Raw genomic sequence first — 19,218 nt, forward strand, 5'->3', positions numbered from 1 at the left:
CTTAAAGACTATTAAGTTTGCCTCAGTAATTTCGAAAATGAATGTTACAATTTCATTTTGATTTGAGAAAAAACAAGTCTATATTTGCAGCCCTGTTAAAATAGTTTATAATCAGCTAAGAATATAACGAGATGAAAAGAACATACCAACCATCGAAACGTAAAAGACGTAACAAACATGGCTTCCGCGAGAGAATGGCTAGCGCTAACGGCCGTCGCGTGTTAGCTTCTCGTCGTGCAAAAGGAAGAAAAAGACTTACTGTATCTGACGAAAAAAGACATAAAGCATAATTGATATAGGCCTTCAGGCCCAAGTGGGGCCGGTTTATACACTCGGATTTGCCATTTTAGTCCGCAAAAAACCCGGTTTCAAACTATCAATGAATACTTTTAAAAAAGAAGAACGATTATGTAGCAAAACGCAAATTGCGGAATTACTACAAAATGGTTCTTCTTTCTTATTATACCCATTCCGTATTGTTTGGCTGCCACTCCTCCCTACTGCTCCAGCCAATTTTCCCGCACAATTATTAATCAGTGTACCTAAAAAACGGTTTAAACGAGCTAACAAACGTAATAAGGTAAAGCGATTAATCAGAGAAGCCTATCGTTTAAATAAAGAAGAGTTCTTATATAAAACCTTAAGAGTGCAAAAGATCAACGTTATTTTCATGTGCAGTTATGTTGGCAACGATATTTTTACCTATGTAGAGTTAGAAAAAAAACTTAAATTACTACTCATACGTTTAAGTAAAGAAGTGGTTAAGAACGTTCAAAAAAATTAATGTTAAACACTATTTTTAATCATTTTTTTATTGCCTTAATCAAGGTTTATCAATATGCAATTTCACCATTATTGGGCCAAAATTGTCGATTTACACCTACGTGCTCTCAATATGGGGTTGAAGCGATCCGCAAACACGGGCCTTGGAAAGGAGGCTGGTTAACCGTAAAACGTATATCAAAATGTCATCCTTGGGGAGGACATGGACATGATCCGGTACCTTAATTTTAAATTTATTTGCGTATAATTAGCTTTAGCTAAGGAATACTTTTTGAGACTTAAGCTGTAGATTGATTCATCTTTTCCAATTATGTTTAAACGCTACAAAAAAACGCTCTTAACCATCGCCATTGCAGCAAGTTCGCTGGGCACGATGGCCTTTGTTGATGATTTCTTTGAAATATCAAAGAACCTCGACATTTTCTCTGCACTCTACCGAGAAGTGAATGCCAACTATGTTGATGAGATTGAACCCGCCAAATTAATGCGTACGGGAATTGATGCAATGCTCAAGTCATTAGATCCTTATACGAACTTTTACTCCGAATCTGAGATTGAGGATGTAAAATTTATGACTACAGGTCAGTATGGAGGTATTGGAGCTACCATTATGCAGCGCAAAGGTGATATTATCATTAATGAACCCTATGAAGGCTCACCTGCTCAAACAGCTGGCTTACGTGCCGGAGATATAATTTTGGCTGTAGATGGCAAATCGGTAAAAGGTAAATCCAGTGGAGACATTACCACTTTTCTAAAGGGACAACCTAATACCATAGTTAACTTAACTTTAATGAGGCCTGGTGAAAAGGCTGAGTTCCAGAAAGCACTTACTCGCCAGGAAATTAAAATAAAGAACGTGCCTTACTCAAGCATGCTTAATGAGCATATTGGCTATATTAAGCTTACAGGGTTTACCCAAAATGCCGGCAATGAGGTAAAAGATGCCTTAACTGAGTTAAAGAAAAATGTAAATATAAAGGCTGTAATTCTTGACCTGAGAGGCAATCCGGGCGGTTTATTAAACGAAGCTGTAAATGTTACCAATGTTTTTGTTGACCGGGGTCAACTTATTGTAACCACTAAAGGAAAAGTTAGCGATAATAATCGCTCATATAAAACTGTTAACACTCCAGTTGACCTGACTATTCCAGTAGCTGTGCTCACCAATAGCCAGTCTGCTTCGGCTTCAGAAATCGTTTCTGGTGCTATTCAAGACCTGGACAGAGGCGTTGTTGTTGGTCAAAGAACCTTTGGAAAGGGACTGGTTCAAAACACCCGTCCACTGGCATTTAACACCCAAATGAAGATTACTGTAGCAAAGTATTATATTCCAAGCGGACGATGTATCCAAGCTTTAGATTATACCCACAGAAACCCTGATGGTAGCGTCGGTAAAATTCCGGATTCATTAATTAAGGAATTCAAGACTGCAAATGGACGTAAAGTATATGATGGAGGAGGCGTAAGCCCTGACTTTGCAACTGAACAGAATTCATTAAGCAGCATTGCTCAAAGCTTATTGGCTAAAGGTCTTATTTTCGACTATGCCACCCTTTATAGAAATAAAAATGCTACAATAAGTCCGGCTAAAGACTTCAAGTTTTCAGATAATGATTTCAGTGACTTTGTGAAGTTTTTATCAGATAAAGATTATGACTATGTGACTGCAAGTGAAAAAACGCTTGAAGATTATAAAAACGCAGCAGTTAAAGAAAAATACTTTGATGCCATCAAACCTGATTATGAAAAGCTTAAAAGCTCATTAAAGCATGATAAGCAATCAGATTTAATGAAATTTAAAGATGAAATAACTGCTTTACTTGAAAACGAAATTGCCGTTAGGTATTATTATCAAAAAGGGAAAGTGGAATCAGTTTTAAAACGCGATAAGGATGTTAAAAAGGCTATTGAAGTTTTGAGTAATACCAGTCAATACAACTCAGCCTTGGCAGTTAAAAACTAAAAGATTAAAAATAGTATTTTTGGAGGCGAAAGCATTATTGCTTTCGCCTTTTTACATTAATAATGGCTTTAATTTTAAGTATAGAAACTGCTACGGCATGTTGTTCGGTAGCATTATCAAATAAGAACGAACTAATTGGATTTAAAGAAGAAAGCAGTCCGAATATTCACGCCAGCTCTTTAACCGTTTTTATTGAAAATATATTATCAACTGCAGGTCTTTCCGCATCCGACCTTGATGCTGTTGCAGTAAGCATGGGCCCTGGGTCTTATACAGGCCTGCGCATTGGCATCTCAACCGCCAAGGGTTTATGCTATGCACTAAATAAACCTTTAATTGCAGTAAACACCTTAAAGGCAATGGCAAAAGGATTTAAAGACGATAACCTCGCTATTGATGGCAGTGCTTTATTATGCCCAATGATTGATGCCAGAAGAATGGAGGTTTTCACTGCTATTTATGATCAGGATTTGAATGAAGTTTTACAAACCAATGCATCAATAATTAATGAAAGCTCATTTGCTGATGTACTTACTAACCATAAAGTAATGTTTTTTGGCAACGGCGCTGAAAAATGTAAAAACACATTGCAATCTACGAATGCAGTTTTTGTAAACGAATCATATAATTCAGCCCGATACATTGCTCCGTTGGCTTATGAAAAATACCTACAGCAAAGTTTTGAAAATGTGGCTTACTTTGAGCCGTTCTACTTAAAGGATTTTGTTGGCACTCAATCTAAAAAGTAAACTAACACAATGCTATTCAATGGCCTTAGTACGTTGCACCTTTTTACGCGTGGTTTTGCTCTTACGTTTATCATCCATCGGAATATAGGTTGCATTTTCAGAATAATAACATTTACCAAACTTAAACACTAAACCAAAATTTACATTGGCAGAAGTATGAGAGTTGTAAAAGTATTCATAATTGACATTGGCTGCCTTTGCCAGTTTAATAGTTCCAAGCAAATTATCAGACCCGAAGACAAAATCACACACTGGTGATTTTATCATCAAATGAGTACCAACCTGAAACGTGTTATGCGTATTATACTGTGCCTGTAAAATGAAATGATAGTTTTTGTAAAAGAAGTCATTAATTAATGCTACATCGGATTGCCAATAGTGCAAGGGCATTGAAAAAAACAATGAAGATCGTAAGTATGGCAGAAACGTTTTACCAATCCCGCCTTCCAATCTGGCAGGCAAGGAGGTTTTAAAGTGCTTTTCTGTATAAGTTGTATCATTAAACTTAAGAATCTTCTCAATACTATCAACAGTAAATTTGCTTACAAATACACCATTTACATAGCGTCTTCCATCATAGATTTTTTCTCTATTGATATCTTTCCAATTTATAAATCCTAGATCCTTTACGTACAAAGAAGCCTCCCAGTCATCATTAATTCGGCCACTTACTCCTGCTGAAAATGTCAGTCCCGGATTTTTAAAATTAGGCAGAAAATGATTTGCTTCCAGGGAGTCTGTCCTGCCTAAAAGCTTAGATGTACCTGTTAAACTCAGAAACAACAAATTCTCATCCGGGGCGCTCGAACTCTGCTGAATATCCATATGTGTATTGGTAAACTTTAAATCAGAGTAATTTATACCGCTAACATAACCTAACTTAACACCAGCTCTCAGCAAGTCGTTTATAGATGTGCTGAAACCAACTGCAATTTGAGTATACGCCGCTCCGTAACTGTTTGTAAGAAGCTGATTGGGATAACTTCCTATACCAATATTGTCTTTATTGGCTAAAGAAATAGCTTCATTTTTCACATCTCCTGTGCCATAGGCTTTTGAAGAAACATCTATCAACAATTCCGATTCATTACGATAATTGATCAAAATCTTTGCTGCCAACCAGTTAAATGTGGCAACTCCTGCTCCATAGTTTAACTTTTGAGGATTAGAAAAAGGTGCTATTTTGTTTATTGCCTTACTATTATTCAATGCATAGTTCCGTAATAAGGTATCAGCATCTCCAAAAAGTCGGCCATCGAAATTAAAAGAAGGCACAAAACAATTGAACTGGAATGTGTTACAATTCTTATTTAAAACGCCAGTTGATGGATTTTCCAGCGATTCAAACAAAGTACCTGTTCCAAAAACAGATACACGCTGGGCAATTAAATTAGTGCTACCTAAAACTATTACCGCAAGAAGCGTAAAGACTCTTTTCATAAGGTTGACTCAATCTTTAAATAGGAAATCTGTGAACTACCAAACTCTAGAATATTTTAATAATCTTCTAGTAAGATAAGCCGTTTACCTTAAGGCATCAAGAGTTAATTAAAAATTAAAAAAGTTATAGGTCCGGTTTAACTCAATTCATTTTATACACCGCAACTTTTTTGCCTAAAAGTCCGGTTACCACACATTTTTTACCATAAATCGATGAATTGTAATATAAAAACGGGGTATTGCCTTCTAACGGAAACCCTGAAACCGTTTCACCCTTGTCAGATAACATTAACAACTCGCCAGCTTTAGGTATTGTTAAACCAATTAAATATTTTTCGGGTTGTTCTTCAAAAAACTGAACAGTATTGCCTGCCTCTCCAACTGGCTCATAGTCATACACCAATGACCCATCAGTTGAATAAACAAACAAATGATTCTTATCGAAAAACACATATTCGGGTGTTGAGTCTCCTGCTATATTTTTCAAGGCAAAGAAATGCTCTCCAGACCAGGCACCTAAACTTTTCTCTCTTACCCTTCCATCAAAAAACACAGTTACTACATTTCCAGCCGTATCAGCACTAACATATTTTGAATTGGCAGTGTTTGTTCCTGTTGACCGATAAAATTGATTTTTGATTAAAACCGGCACCTTTCCTGTTGCAAGTTGTTTACCTTTTCTATCGAAATACACAAACCTATTATCATTTGTATAGCCAAATAAAAAAGAAATTCCACTTACTTTGGCTAGCTGAACGGATTGGTTAAATAATCCAACATTACGTTTGGGATTCCAGCCTTCAAGAGCCTTTCCATTTAAATCATATATTAAAATTGACTGATCCTGCAAAGTGGTTACAATGCGATAATCATTATTGTTATCATAATCGAACAAAGACACCGGAGTAGTAATACGTTTGCGAAAACTAATCGGAAAATGAGGTAAAGGCTTTCCGTTTTCATCAGTTACATATAGTTTACTTGCTGTATTAAAAATCAGCAAAGGACTGCCATTTTTTTGAACAGATTTAACCTCTCCCATAATTGGTTCTGCCAATTTTACTTTCCAAAGCAAACGCCCTTCTTCAGTGTAGAAATACAATTGGTTTTGTATATCAGTAAATAACCAGTTATTTTTTCCTGCCGAAGAGCTTATTAAAACAGGAGCAGCATTCATATCGGCATCTAAACTAATTGTTTTTGCAAGTGTGTATTTAGAGTTGTCTTTTGAGGTAAGTTTATTTTGATGAGGTTGATACAACAAATTTAAATTACTGAAAAACTGCCCTCCACTAGTATTTAACTGATAGGTTAATCCATAAAAGTTGTTAAATCCTTGATCCGCGGAAAGGTAATTAAAGTAATCTTTTTGTATTCCGTTCAAGAGCATACGTTTGCTATTTGCAAAGTTTAGATAAACGAAAACAGATGATTCCTCATTGATGTACTGCTTATAACTTAGATAGCTTTTGTCCTGATCCAGATAATTTAAAGATTGATATTCATCAATAAACTGCTGCAAAACTCCTTGAGATGCTGCGGTAATAAGCCAATTATTCACTATGGTAAAGTAAGGTCTTCTGATTTCCTTAAAAACGCCACCCAATGCAGAGCTCAATAAATCAGGATAACTGCAATAAAAAACAGGATATCCCTTGTAAAAAGGCTCAAACGCAGGAGAGCTTCTTCTACCTTTATCCACATATACAATATTCTTCAAAAAAGCGGAGGCTTTAGAAGTATCTTTCAATGCGATAATCCCCAAATGATTTGCCCTTACAGTTAAACCGTCATTGTCATAAATAGCCAAGGCGAATTCATTTCCCATAAAATCAGCCCAATCATTTTCAAAGTCTGATTTATATATTTTATTGAATGAATCTAACCACGTATCATAGGCTCCAATTTGTTTGCTTTGCCCCAAAAAGACTTTATGATCTTTTTTAAATTGTGAATAGTTACTAATGCCGAAATCAATTAAAACCGATGTTTGGTTGGCTACAACAGATGGAATTGTAATTTTTTGTGCTTTTTGATTTAAAAACAAAGCTAAATACTCTGCATTGGAAAGACTTGCCTGAGTAATGCCGTTAAACATAAGTGCATCACTTTTAAAATTAAGATTGAGAAAGCTTGACTGAGCTATTTGTGACAAAAAATTGAATTCTCCCTGGTCCGCCTTGTTCAAGAAAGCATCAACAACTACTGGCAATTGCTTATAATTAATGTAAAGAGAAGCATTTAATGCCATTTTTTTAACATTTTCCACCTTAAAAAACGTCCCGAATGAAGGAGCAGCGGTATTCCTTTGCACTTCTATACTCTCTCTTATCAACTGCTCATCAAAACTCCCAATCAACATGCCATTTGTTCTGCACAGCGAAAACACTGCTTTATTTTCAAGTGAAATTGCATAAACGTCGGTATCTTCAATTTTCTTGGTTGAAAACTTTAATCCAGTTTCATTATCATCCAAATTTTTAAAATAGTTTTTCAGTTCTTCTTGGTTATCTATAGCAACGACAAATAACAATTCGGTATTTCCGGCTGTTGTAGGATGAAGAGATACAAGCATCCGACTTTTTTTAAGCTGTTTTCCTAAATCAGCATGCTGAAGAAAATAGCTGTTTAGCAGTTTAAATTTTTCATTCTGGTTAGATGTAAACAAATTAGTAAACATGTCACTCTTTTTAAAAAAGGAGAAAAGTTCATCAGAATGCTGAAAATCAACAACTATAGCTGCCGTAACCGGAATAGCTTTAAAAGGTTGTGTTTGCGAGAGACTTGAGTTTAAGTTTTTAAAATAGAAGTATGCCACTGAGATTACTGCTGTAATCAGTAATATCACTGTTGCCCAAAATTTATTCATTGAGAATGATTTATAAACAAAAATATACTTTTACACTTTTCTAACGTTTATTTCTTGTAAACTGTTGTTAATTTTGTTGCTTATTTCATAAAACGATTAACCTTCCGTTCATGCAAAAACAAGTTTTAATGATTGCAGCCATTTGCGGAGCTCTGGCTGTAGGACTGGGTGCATTTGGGGCTCACGGACTTAAACCTCTGCTTAATGATTACCAGCTTTCTATTTGGGAAAAAGGAGTTCAATATCAATTTTACCACACTATGGTGATGCTGGTTTTGGCATTTTACCCTAAAATATCCGTTAAAAGTTCATTTTTAAGAGCTGTTTGGTTTTTCCTTGCCGGAATTGTTTTGTTCTCCGGTTCATTATACATTTTGGCTTTAAAAGACCTTATTGGCATAAGCAACACAACTTTTATTGGCATCATAACTCCATTCGGGGGTATATCCTTTATTATTGGCTGGATGTCAATCTTTATTGGAGCTATGCGCGAACGAATGTAAGTGTTAGTAACTTATCATCGAATTTGCGTTGTCTATTTTTAATATCGAAAATCTAACAGCTCAATTCCTATATGCTTAAGCTTCATAATGGTGATTATAACGACAGGGTAACGTTATTTGCCGAGGTGATACTCCCATTGGCTATTTCGCGCAATTATACCTATCGAGTTCCGCATGAATTGAATCAACAGATAAGAGTTGGGCAACGGGTTGTGGTGCAGTTCGGAAAAAACAAAGTATATACCGCCCTGGTAAATCAACTGACAACTGATGCTCCAACATTGTATGAAGCTAAATATATCATTTCGATATTGGATGACATGCCATTAATTACCGAAAATCAATTACGCATGTGGCAGTGGATTTCATCATACTACATGTGTTACATTGGCGAAGTAATGAATGCGGCCCTTCCTTCGGCCATGAAATTGGCTAGCGAAACCAAAGTTTTACTGAATCGGGACCACACATTCGATAAGAGCTTGCTTACTGATAAGGAGTACCTAGTTGTTGATGCGCTTGAAATTAAAGACGAGTTGAGTATTAACGACATCATGAAAGTACTGGGGCAAAAATTGGTAATGCCTATCGTTAAGTCGTTAAATGAAAAACAAATTGTTTTAGTTTCTGAAGAACTCAATAACCGATACAAGCCTAAATTTGAAACATTTGTACAACTGCACAAAGCTTACAATCGTCCTGAACAATTAAAAGAGCTGTTTCAATTACTTGAGCGTGCTCCTAAACAGGTGGATTTATTGATGGTGTATCTCCATCTTTCAAAAATTAAATCCTCTGTTAGTAAAAAAGAATTAATGGAAGAAAGTGGTGCTTCGGCTGCAGCTTTCACGGCATTGGTTGACAAGGATATTTTTCGTATTGAAAAGAAAGAAGTTAGCCGATTTTCGGAACCCGAAATTGAACTAATAAAAAACTATACACTGTCGGTTGCACAAGAAAGCGCACTGACTGAAATATTACAGGGATTTACGGAAAACATGCCTGTTTTATTGCATGGAGTAACTGCATCCGGCAAAACACAGATCTACATAAAGCTTATTGAGGACTGCTTAAAAACCGGAAAACAAACACTGTACCTCCTTCCTGAAATTGCCCTTACGGCCCAAATGATTCAGCGTTTGCAGGCCTATTTTGGTGACAATGTTGGCGTCTATCATTCCAAATACAATGACAATGAACGTGCTGAGATTTGGCAGAAAACGCTTAAAAATCAATATAAGATCATTTTAGGGGCTCGTTCATCAGTATTTCTACCTTTTGCCGATTTAGGGTTGATTATTGTTGATGAAGAACATGAAACCTCATTCAAGCAATTTGATCCTGCTCCGAGATATAATGCACGCGATACAGCCTTATACCTCTCCCACCTTCATGGCGCTAAAATAATTCTGGGATCGGCTACACCATCTGTAGAAAGCTACTTCAATGCAACCAGCGGTCGCTATAAATTGGTTTCGTTGGTCGAACGTTTTGGAGGTGTTCAACTTCCCGAAATTCAAGTAGCTGATTTACAGCAAGAGCGTAAACAAAAATCAATGCGCTCCCATTTCTCCAGTTTACTGTTTACAGAAATGGAGTTGGCATTAAACAAAAAAGAACAGATAATTTTATTTCAAAACCGTAGAGGGTATGCGCCTATGCTCGTGTGCGGGACTTGCGGTTTTACACCGAAATGCATTAATTGCGATATAAGTCTCACCTATCATAAACATGATAACAAACTGCACTGCCATTACTGCGGATTTAAGGAAGAGATTTTCTATCGTTGTCCGGCATGTGGCAGCACCCAAGTTGAACAAAAAGGCTTTGGTACAGAAAAAATTGAAGATGAACTTGCCATTATGTTTCCTTCGGCACGTATTGCACGCATGGACCTCGATTCGACCAGAAGTAAATATGGCTACCAACAGTTAATTAATGATTTTGAAGAACGCAAAATTGATATTTTGGTTGGAACCCAAATGGTCACCAAAGGGTTAGACTTTGAAAATGTCAGTTTAATTGGCATTCTCAATGCCGATGCCATGCTCAATTATCCTGATTTTAGAGCTTTTGAACGCAGCTACCAATTAATGACTCAAGTTAGCGGACGTGCCGGCCGAAGAAATAGTAGAGGTAAAGTAATTGTTCAAAGTAATCAACCTTCGCATAAAGTGATTGAGTGGGTAATGTACAATAAGTACGATTTGCTATTCAAGGCAGAATTGGCCGAGCGTAGTGGCTTCCAGTATCCTCCATTTTTCCGTTTAATTCAAATTGACATTAAAAACAGGGACCTTAACCAAGTAAGTGAATCAGCTGAGTTTTTAGCCAAAGATCTGAAGTTACAATTAGGGAAACGCGTCTTAGGACCTGAATTTCCTTTAATTGTTAGAATCCGTAATTTTTATATCAAAACAATATTAATTAAGGTTGAAAGAGAGAATGTTTCAATTGGTAAAGTTAAACAGCTAATTCAGGCTGCTATTGAACGCTTTTATACTCAAAAAGAGAACCGCAACAGCCTGATAAAGATTGATGTTGATCCCTATTAATCCTCAGATCCAAAGTTATATATCAGGGTTAGCCCGGCAATAGGATTAAAATAAGTTTCAAACGAATAGTGTCCTGGAGTTGAATATTTAATCCCATTGGTTTCTGTTTCTGATTTCTCATGAAACCAAATACTTTCAATTGATGAGGAAGCCATTATTGTTACTCGATCAACAGGATAAAATTTAATACCAATAAATGGAGAAAACCCTGCTCCATTTCTGTTATTTGTATAATTTGATTCTACCCCTAATGATGGTAATGTTTGCCCTTTATAATCTGATCGATAATAAAATAAATCTAAACCGATTACTGGACGAACTAATGTGTATAAAAACTCGCGTTCAAATCCTAAGCCAACCTTTAAATTTTGATACTTACCAGTATTGCTTGCACAAGTTGCACAATCCGGCGTTGGATTTTGATCGTTAAAGTGATTATATCTAGCACCTAAGCGAAAAGAAAAAAGATTATTCCGAACTTTAAATATTAATTCGTTTGCATAGCTAGCAACATAGTCATTGTTGTTATAATCAGTTCCTACAACAGGAATTTGCTCATTATAACTTACCAAATTAAGGCCAAAACTATACTTATAAGGCGAAATATTTTGAGCCTCTGATGGTTTACTAAATAAAAATAAAAGAGTTAAGATAAATAATAGTCTAAGTTTGATCATTTGAATAAATTAGATTTGAAAAGCAAATAAGAGTTTGGCTTTTTCACCGCCCCCTTTCATAAATTGAGTCAAATTTATTGTATTTTTGATATTTTATTAATTAAAATTCACATTTAATGCTCGATTCATATAAACACAAAGGATTAAGAAAAGTATTGGTTAAGCAGCTGAGAGAGAAAGGCATTAAAGATGAAAAGGTTCTAATTTCTATTGAAAAGATTCCGCGACACTTTTTTGTTGACAAATACACTGCAGAGGTTGCCTATGCTGATAAGGCGCTGAAAATTGATGCAGGGCAAACTATTTCACAACCCTATACGGTAGCCTACCAAACAGAACTATTGCACATTCAACCGGGAGAGAGAGTTTTGGAGATTGGAACAGGTTCGGGTTACCAAACCTCCATTCTATTGGAACTGGGTGCAGAAGTCTATACTATTGAACGACAAAAAGAGCTGTATGACAAAACGACTAAGTTTTTGCCTAAATTAGGCTATCACCCTCATTTTTATTTAGGGGACGGTTCTATGGGCATACCGGAACAGGCTCCTTTCAACAAAATATTGGTTACCGCCGGAGCACCTGGTATTCCTGAAACATTATTAAAACAATTGGCAATTGGAGGTATTTTGGTTATCCCTGTGGGTGATGAACAAGTTCAAACCATGACAACCGTTTTAAGGATATCTGAAAACGAGTTTGAAAAGGTAGAATTTGCCCAATTCAGGTTCGTACCCCTTATTGGTGACAAGGCTTGGTAAATAAGTCGACAATTCAAGATTTACAATTTTAGCCTAAAATCTAAAATTGTAAATCTCATTATTAAAACTTCCTCAGTCTGCCCATCTCTACTTTTGCATCTCGCTCCTTAATACTTTCGCGTTTATCAAATTCTTTTTTCCCCTGAGCAAGTGCAATCTCAATTTTAGCAAAACCGCGCTCATTGATAAACATGTAAAGAGGCACAATTGTATAGCCCTTCTCTTTTGTTTTTTGAGCTAATTTTTTTAATTCTTTTTTCTGCAAAAGTAAAACTCTGTCACGCTTAGCCTCATGATTATAAAATGAACCATGCGAATATTCAGCAATGTGCATATTGCGGATGTAAAGCTCATTATCCATAAAAGCACAAAATGCATCATTTATATTCACTTTGCCCTCTCTTACCGACTTAATCTCGGTTCCTAATAGCTTTACTCCGGCAGTATACTTATCAATTATATGATACTCGAAGTACGCCTTTTTATTCTTTATATTAATGTTATTACCCGACATGTCTATTTAATGAATGTACGAGAAAGTGTTTGGATGAAAAAATGGCCTGATTTATGCCGTGGCCCTGTTCTCCCCCTATCACTCAATCATTGTGGTTTTATAATTAACACCGGCACTTTTACTTTGTGTCTTACAGTGTCAACTGTGGCCCCAAAGATAACATCTTTTAAGGCTTTATGACCATGTGCCCCCATTACTAATAAATCAATCGGGTTTGAATTTACAATTTCAGAGATACTTTTTGCCGGATTACCATAGCCTATTTGATAGCTTACATCATATCCCATTCCTTCAATCTCGGCTACATATTTCTCCAGGTTTCTGATATCACTACGGGTTTCAAAATCATTAATATTCTGCCCAAGATATTGAGCCCCTGCTGTTTCAACAATATGGATCAAGGTATAGGAAGCATCTTTGCCCCCTTGAACCAAAGCATTACGAATTGAGTGCTTATCCATTTCTGAAAAATCAACTGTTACGGCAATGTTTTTATAGAATATAATTTCAGGAGACTCGAGATCCAAAGCTTCTCCGTGAGGCAAAAAGTCGTCTTTAGGGCTTTTCCTTCTAACAAAAGGCGAGAAAATCACATAGATTAGTAAGCAACCGCATAAAATGGCAATCGGTATCACAAAAATATAGATATAGATTACATCTTTACCTGCTGTTTTAATCCAACTTGTAATTTCTTCTATCACCAGTTTTACATTTAACGAAATGATGAGCGTTGCGCAAATCCAGGCCAATATTTTCACCCATAATTTAATAGCAAAGCCATTCATCTGCATTCTATCACTACAAAAATGAATGAGTGGAATTATTGCAAACCCTAATTGCAAACTTAAAACCACCTGACTGAGTACTAATAATTCCCCTAGTTTTTCCTCGCCCAACCAAATAATAGTTACAAAGGCAGGAACAATTGCAATTAAACGAGTAAGCAATCTACGTAACCATGGCCTAATACGTAAGTTCAAATAACCTTCCATTACAATTTGGCCGGCTAGGGTTCCTGTAATGGTAGAACTTTGTCCGGACGCAATTAAAGCAATTGCAAATAGTGCCGGAGCTAATGACCCGAAGATTGATGTCAGCAACTCATGAGCATCTTCAATATCAGCCACGTCATAATATCCATTGTTATGAAATGCGGCGGCTGCCAAAATCAAAATAGACGCGTTAACAAAAAATGCAAGATTCAGTGCAATCGTAGTATCAAAAAAATTGAACTTGAGGGCCTCTCTAAGGCTTTTTCGCTCACCACCAATCTTTCGTGTCTGCACTAAGGATGAGTGTAAATACAGATTGTGTGGCATTACTGTAGCTCCTATTATTCCAATCGCTATATAAAGAGCATCCCCTCCTAAAATAGAGGGCTTAAAACCTTTTGCAACTTCTCCAAAATCAGGTTGAGCGATAAAAACATCAACCAAAAATGACAGGCCAATAATTGAAACCATCGAAACAATAAAAACTTCCATGGTTCTAATGCCCTTATTCATCAGGAAGAGAATAATAAGCGTATCAAACACAGTTATTGAAACACCCCAAATTAAAGGTAGACCAAACAGCAATTTAAGTCCGATGGCCATTCCTATTACCTCAGCCAGGTCACATGCAGCAATGGCTATTTCAGCCAGGAAATAAAGCGATATATTAATGAACTTGGGATAGGTTTTACGGGAAGCTTGCGCCAAGTCCAAGCCTCTTACAATGCCTAAACGAGCACTTAAACTTTGCAGCAACAGCGCCATTAAATTTGACATTAGAAGCACCCAAATCAAATGATAACCGAATTTACTTCCACCGGCAATGTCGGTAGCCCAGTTACCCGGATCCATATAACCAACACTTACCATATAAGCCGGGCCAACGAACGCCAGAAAACGTTTCCAAGTGCTTTTATGTTGAGGAATACTTACGCTTGAGTGTACTTCGCCTAAGGAGGTTGTTGTTTGAACTTCTGCCATATTGCTTACTTCGCTATCAGAATGTTATTTGCTACTTCTTTACTTAAAAACAGATTTCTACCATCTGCCAGACTTATCAGCACAGATTGGTCGTATTCATTTTTTTCAGTTATATAAATAGATGTCCCTAACCCCAATTGCTGCTTTTCAAGAAATTGAAGAAATGAGTTACTATGATCGGATACTCCAGCAATTTTACCAGAGTCTCCTACTTCTAATTTCAATAGTTTATAAAAGTTATTGGCTGAAAAAACACCGTTTTTTGACGGAATAGGATCACCATGAGGATCGTATTTAGGAAAACCTAAAAATTCATCAAGACGATTAATCAGGTTATCTGAATTGATATGCTCAAGCTCTTCGGCAATTTCATGTACTTCATCCCATTTAAAATGAAGTTTATTAACCAAGAAACACTCCCATAATCGATGCTTCCTGATAATTTGCACGGCAATCTCTTCACCTTTTTTTGTCAAACTAACACCTTGATACTTAGCGTAGTTAACCAACTTCTTCTCAGCTAGTTTTTTAATCATATCGGTAACCGAGGCAGCTTTGGTATTCATTGCTTCCGCAATAGCATTGGTGGTTACGTTTCCTACGCTGTTTTCAGTTAATTTAAATATTGCCTTTAAATAATTTTCCTCTGTAAATGAATTCATCCTTAATAAAAACAGTCAAAGCTAATATATTTTTTAGACTAATCTAAAATACCCAAATTTTTTTTTGGCAAAATATTGTTTGGTGGTAAATAAATTCGCTAATTTGCACGAAAAATAAAACAATGAACGGACACCACCTCGATAAAATAGACTTACACATAATCAAGCTATTGCAAAAAGACGGAAGAATTACGAATCTTCAGCTTTCCAACGAAATTGGATTATCGCCTGCACCAACGCTGGAACGCGTTCGTAAGCTCGAAAACCAAGGTTACATTAAAAGTTATCACGCTTCAGTAGATGAGGAATCATTAGGGTTTACAGTAAAATGCTTTATTCAAATTACTATTAACCTCAACATCCCTGATTCCCGTAATAAATTCATTAAAAAGATTAATGAAATTGATGAAGTAGTAGAATGTCACCACGTAACCGGCTCATCTGATTTTGTGGTTAAGCTGGTAGCTAAGGATATGAAAAGCTATGAAAAAATTATCTTGGAAAAAATGAGCAAGATTGAAGAAATCGGCCACCAAAGCACCATGATGATCCTTTCTAGCAATGTAAAGCCTTCTCTCCCAATCGTTATTGACAAGTAATTTGCCAGTTAACCGGAGTTAAGCCTTGTTGCTGTAATAATGCATTAGCTTTAGAGAAATGCCTGCAGCCCAGAAACCCATTATAAGCTGAAAATGGTGACGGATGGGCTGCTGTTAATACAAAATGTTTATTTTGATCAATTAATGTAGATTTGTTTTTAGCAAAATTACCCCACAAAATAAACACCAACCCTTCTTTCTGTTCTGATAATTTCCTAATAACCCTATCCGTAAACAGCTCCCAACCTTTGTTTTGATGTGATCCTGCTTGATTGGCGCGTACGGTTAACGTTGCATTTAATAACAAAACACCTTGCTCAGCCCATTCTGTTAACGATCCGTGATTAGCAACGTCGATACCTAAATCAGCTTCAAGCTCTTTATAGATGTTTTTTAATGATGGTGGCACTGATACACCTTTTTGCACCGAAAAACATAAGCCATGCGCTTGACCTTCCCCATGATAAGGATCTTGTCCAATGATTACAATTTTAACTTTTTCAAAAGGGGTAAAGTTAAATGCATTAAATATATCTGCTCCATTAGGATAAATTGTAAAGCCCTTGCTTTTTTCATCTTGTAAAAAAGTACGTAATTGTTTCATGTACTCTTTTTCAAACTCCTCTTCTAAAACAGTCAGCCATGACGGCTCCAATGCAAAAGATATAGTATTCATTTTGTCGCAAGATACAAAATCTAGCTCTCAACAAGTTTCTGAATGCTGCTTTACGGTAAAAGATATTGTTTAAAACTTCGTAACTATCAATTATCTTTTACCGTATTAAGGATATAAACTATTGATTATATTTTATTACAAACAATTACAACCATCATATGAAAAAAATTACTTTTTTAATCTTGACATTGTTGACCAGCATTTCATTACTTGTTTCATGCAAAAATGATGCGGAACCTCAGCCTACCTTTGAAGGAAGCTGGAAACTGCAAAGTGCTGAAGTATTAAACTACAATAGTAAAAACGAACTTTCCAGCAGCTTTGCCATACCAATTTCTCAATTTGCGGAAAAAGATAAGCTTGAAATCGAATTTAAGGTGGATAAAATAATTTCTCAGGTTGATGCAGACGGCAACGCAGTCATCACCTCTCTTTATTACAGAATTGACGGCAGTACAATTTTAGTAAAAACTGGACAGAATGCGCCTGAGACGGTTTTCGGCAATTACTCTCTTACCACAACTGACCTTACAATTGTTATGATTGATGTTAATGCAGACGGTCAGATTGCTACCAAACTTGTTTATAAACGTAAATAATATAGGCCAGTTTATTGTAAATTAAAAAACGCGTTACCAAACAGTAACGCGTTTAATATTTTGTTCAGTATAAATCAAGAGATTATTCAATCCAAGCTTTTACTTCATCCAAAGATGGATTTTTAAGATCAAGCTTCATTTTCTTTTTTAACCCTCCCATATCGTTAAATACTTTGTTCGGATTCGCGGATTTAAAATCCTCAATGGTATTGAAACCCATTTTACGAATTACCTGCACCCACTCAACAGGAACGCCTATAGCAACGAAGTCTTCATCTGTGCTAACAGTAGCTTTCTTCTCTGGACGCATTTGAGGGAAGAATAATACTTCCTGAATGGTACTTTGATTAGTCATCAGCATAGTTAAACGATCGATACCAATACCTAAACCGGCAGTTGGAGGCATACCATATTCCAATGAACGTAAGAAGTCTTCATCCATAGCCATTGCTTCATCATCTCCGCGAGCAGCAAGCTTTAATTGTTCTTCAAAACGCTCACGCTGATCAATAGGGTCATTCAATTCTGAGTATGCATTAGCTATTTCCTTACCGTTTACAAACAACTCAAAACGCTCAACCAAACCTTCTTCTGAACGATGTTTTTTCGCCAAAGGAGTCATTTCAATTGGGTAATCAGTGATAAACGTTGGCTGAATTAATAAATGTTCTACTTTCTCACCGAAAATAGCATCTACTAATTTACCTTTACCCATGGTATCATCAATATCAATTTTAAGCTCCTCACAAACTTGACGCAGTTGAGCTTCATGCATTTTTGAAACATCAATACCTGTATACTTTTCAATAGAGCCGTACATTGTCAAACGCTCGTAAGGTCCTTTAAAATCAATTTCATTACCCCAGGCTTGTACTTTCGTTGTACCATGCAATGCTAAAGCAACCTTTTCAATCACTTCTTCCGTCATGGTCATCATCCATTTGTAGTCTTTATAGGCTACATAAATTTCCATTGAAGTAAACTCAGGATTGTGCGTACGATCCATACCTTCATTTCGGAACATTTTCCCAAACTCGTACACACCATCAAAACCCGCAACAATTAGTCGTTTTAAGTACAGCTCATTGGCAATACGCAAAAACAAAGGCATATCAAGCGTATTGTGATGAGTGTTAAACGGGCGAGCTGCTGCACCACCGTGAATCGCCTGTAAAATTGGCGTTTCAACTTCCAACCATCCATGCGAGTCAAAATACTGACGCATGGTACTGATCAACTTAGAACGGGTGATAAAAATATTCTTAAACTCAGGATTTACCGTTAAATCAACATAACGCTGACGATAACGCATCTCCGGATCAGTAAATCCATCATAAACATGTCCTTCGTCATCACGTTTTACCACTGGTAATGGTTTTAGTGATTTACTTAGCACTGTTAGAGAGCTAACATGAATAGAGATTTCACCGGTTTTGGTAATAAACGCATAACCAGTAACACCTATAAAATCTCCAATATCTAAAATTTTCTTAAAAACAGTATTATATAATGCTTTGTCTTCTCCAGGAGCGATCTCATCACGGGCAACATACAGCTGAACTCTACCTGAAGCATCTTGCAGTTCTGCAAACGAGGCACTTCCCATAATCCGCTTGGTCATAATACGACCAGCCAGTGATACTGACTGAAATTCAGTACTACCTTCCTTAAAATTATCTTTTATCTGTTTAGCATGAGCGTTAACTTCAAATAATTCAGCAGGATATGGATTGATGCCTAACTGGCGTAATTCTTTCAATCCTTCACGACGTTGAATTTCCTGTTCGTTTAGCATGGTATTATCTCTTATCTTAAAATTGGAGTGCAAATATAGGGATTTTAAGCCAACAGCCCTGATAATTTGAAAATTACACAAGAAGATTATTTACTTT

Annotated in this window: 18 protein-coding genes; 10 read left to right on the forward strand and 8 right to left on the reverse strand. The window is 36.3% G+C overall.

Features of this window, described 5'->3' with window-relative positions; genetic code table 11:
* The first annotated feature begins 131 nt into the window (after positions 1 to 131).
* From rpmH to tsaB, 5 genes are all read left to right on the forward strand, one after another.
* Entirely contained in the window at positions 132 to 290 is a 159-nt protein-coding gene (gene rpmH, locus L2B55_RS13930; protein WP_237846738.1) for a 50S ribosomal protein L34, read from the forward strand.
* Positions 291 to 379: 89 nt separating this feature from the next.
* On the forward strand, positions 380 to 784 hold the full coding sequence (locus tag L2B55_RS13935) for a ribonuclease P protein component (protein WP_237846740.1): 405 nt from the start codon (positions 380 to 382) through the stop codon (positions 782 to 784).
* The gene (yidD, locus tag L2B55_RS13940) at positions 784 to 1,008 is read left to right on the forward strand and encodes a membrane protein insertion efficiency factor YidD (protein WP_237846741.1); all 225 of its coding nucleotides are present in this window, start codon (positions 784 to 786) and stop codon (positions 1,006 to 1,008) included. The genes L2B55_RS13935 and yidD overlap by 1 nt, the downstream gene beginning before the upstream one ends.
* An 85-nt stretch (positions 1,009 to 1,093) precedes the next feature.
* Positions 1,094 to 2,749, forward strand: a complete 1,656-nt coding sequence (locus tag L2B55_RS13945) for a S41 family peptidase (protein WP_237846742.1) — start codon at positions 1,094 to 1,096, stop codon at positions 2,747 to 2,749.
* 62 nt (positions 2,750 to 2,811) lie between these two features.
* Complete coding sequence (tsaB, locus tag L2B55_RS13950; protein WP_237846743.1) at positions 2,812 to 3,498, forward strand: tRNA (adenosine(37)-N6)-threonylcarbamoyltransferase complex dimerization subunit type 1 TsaB; 687 nt, start codon at positions 2,812 to 2,814, stop codon at positions 3,496 to 3,498.
* 12 nt (positions 3,499 to 3,510) lie between these two features.
* Here tsaB and L2B55_RS13955 read toward each other — a convergent pair whose 3' ends face one another.
* Entirely contained in the window at positions 3,511 to 4,938 is a 1,428-nt protein-coding gene (locus L2B55_RS13955) for a DUF5723 family protein (protein ID WP_237846744.1), read from the reverse strand.
* Positions 4,939 to 5,080: 142 nt separating this feature from the next.
* Positions 5,081 to 7,807, reverse strand: coding sequence for a DUF3352 domain-containing protein (locus tag L2B55_RS13960; protein WP_237846745.1), 2,727 nt, complete (start codon positions 7,805 to 7,807; stop codon positions 5,081 to 5,083).
* A gap of 110 nt (positions 7,808 to 7,917) precedes the next feature.
* Between L2B55_RS13960 and L2B55_RS13965 the strand changes: the two genes are divergently transcribed.
* Both L2B55_RS13965 and priA read left to right on the forward strand, forming a co-directional pair.
* Positions 7,918 to 8,310 (forward strand): DUF423 domain-containing protein, encoded by a 393-nt coding sequence (locus tag L2B55_RS13965; RefSeq protein ID WP_237846747.1) that lies wholly within the window; start codon positions 7,918 to 7,920, stop codon positions 8,308 to 8,310.
* Positions 8,311 to 8,381: 71 nt separating this feature from the next.
* The gene (gene priA, locus L2B55_RS13970) at positions 8,382 to 10,865 is read left to right on the forward strand and encodes a replication restart helicase PriA (RefSeq protein ID WP_237846748.1); all 2,484 of its coding nucleotides are present in this window, start codon (positions 8,382 to 8,384) and stop codon (positions 10,863 to 10,865) included.
* On the opposite strand, the gene L2B55_RS13975 is transcribed toward priA, so the two are convergent.
* The gene (locus L2B55_RS13975) at positions 10,862 to 11,542 is read right to left on the reverse strand and encodes a hypothetical protein (protein ID WP_237846749.1); all 681 of its coding nucleotides are present in this window, start codon (positions 11,540 to 11,542) and stop codon (positions 10,862 to 10,864) included. The genes priA and L2B55_RS13975 overlap by 4 nt on opposite strands.
* A 116-nt stretch (positions 11,543 to 11,658) precedes the next feature.
* Here L2B55_RS13975 and L2B55_RS13980 point away from each other — a divergent pair, with 116 nt between their 5' ends.
* A complete protein-coding gene (locus L2B55_RS13980; protein ID WP_237846750.1) occupies positions 11,659 to 12,303 on the forward strand; it encodes a protein-L-isoaspartate(D-aspartate) O-methyltransferase in 645 nt (214 codons plus the stop codon).
* Positions 12,304 to 12,364: 61 nt separating this feature from the next.
* On the opposite strand, the gene smpB is transcribed toward L2B55_RS13980, so the two are convergent.
* The 3 genes from smpB to L2B55_RS13995 all read right to left on the reverse strand — a co-directional run bounded on the left by smpB (position 12,365) and on the right by L2B55_RS13995 (position 15,452).
* Complete coding sequence (gene smpB, locus L2B55_RS13985; RefSeq protein WP_237846751.1) at positions 12,365 to 12,817, reverse strand: SsrA-binding protein SmpB; 453 nt, start codon at positions 12,815 to 12,817, stop codon at positions 12,365 to 12,367.
* Between the two features lie 86 nt (positions 12,818 to 12,903).
* A complete protein-coding gene (locus L2B55_RS13990) occupies positions 12,904 to 14,790 on the reverse strand; it encodes an Nramp family divalent metal transporter (protein WP_237846752.1) in 1,887 nt (628 codons plus the stop codon).
* Positions 14,791 to 14,795: 5 nt separating this feature from the next.
* Positions 14,796 to 15,452 carry a metal-dependent transcriptional regulator gene (locus L2B55_RS13995; RefSeq protein WP_237846753.1) on the reverse strand — a complete coding sequence of 219 codons (657 nt, stop codon included), beginning with the start codon at positions 15,450 to 15,452 and terminating at the stop codon, positions 14,796 to 14,798.
* A gap of 122 nt (positions 15,453 to 15,574) precedes the next feature.
* Between L2B55_RS13995 and L2B55_RS14000 the strand changes: the two genes are divergently transcribed.
* Positions 15,575 to 16,051, forward strand: coding sequence for an Lrp/AsnC family transcriptional regulator (locus L2B55_RS14000; RefSeq protein ID WP_237846755.1), 477 nt, complete (start codon positions 15,575 to 15,577; stop codon positions 16,049 to 16,051).
* On the opposite strand, the gene ung is transcribed toward L2B55_RS14000, so the two are convergent.
* Positions 16,038 to 16,718 (reverse strand): uracil-DNA glycosylase, encoded by a 681-nt coding sequence (gene ung / locus L2B55_RS14005; protein ID WP_237850296.1) that lies wholly within the window; start codon positions 16,716 to 16,718, stop codon positions 16,038 to 16,040. The two genes, L2B55_RS14000 and ung, sit on opposite strands and share 14 nt — an antisense overlap.
* A 167-nt stretch (positions 16,719 to 16,885) precedes the next feature.
* On the opposite strand from ung, the gene L2B55_RS14010 reads away from it, so the two are divergent.
* Positions 16,886 to 17,326: a hypothetical protein gene (locus L2B55_RS14010; RefSeq protein ID WP_237846756.1), complete on the forward strand. Its 441-nt coding sequence runs from the start codon at positions 16,886 to 16,888 to the stop codon at positions 17,324 to 17,326.
* Positions 17,327 to 17,408: 82 nt separating this feature from the next.
* Here L2B55_RS14010 and lysS read toward each other — a convergent pair whose 3' ends face one another.
* Positions 17,409 to 19,121: a lysine--tRNA ligase gene (lysS, locus tag L2B55_RS14015; RefSeq protein ID WP_237846758.1), complete on the reverse strand. Its 1,713-nt coding sequence runs from the start codon at positions 19,119 to 19,121 to the stop codon at positions 17,409 to 17,411.
* Positions 19,122 to 19,218 lie beyond the last annotated feature (97 nt).

This window comes from Solitalea lacus, from assembly GCF_022014595.1.
In the GTDB taxonomy this organism is placed as follows: Bacteria; Bacteroidota; Bacteroidia; order Sphingobacteriales; family Sphingobacteriaceae; genus Solitalea; species Solitalea lacus.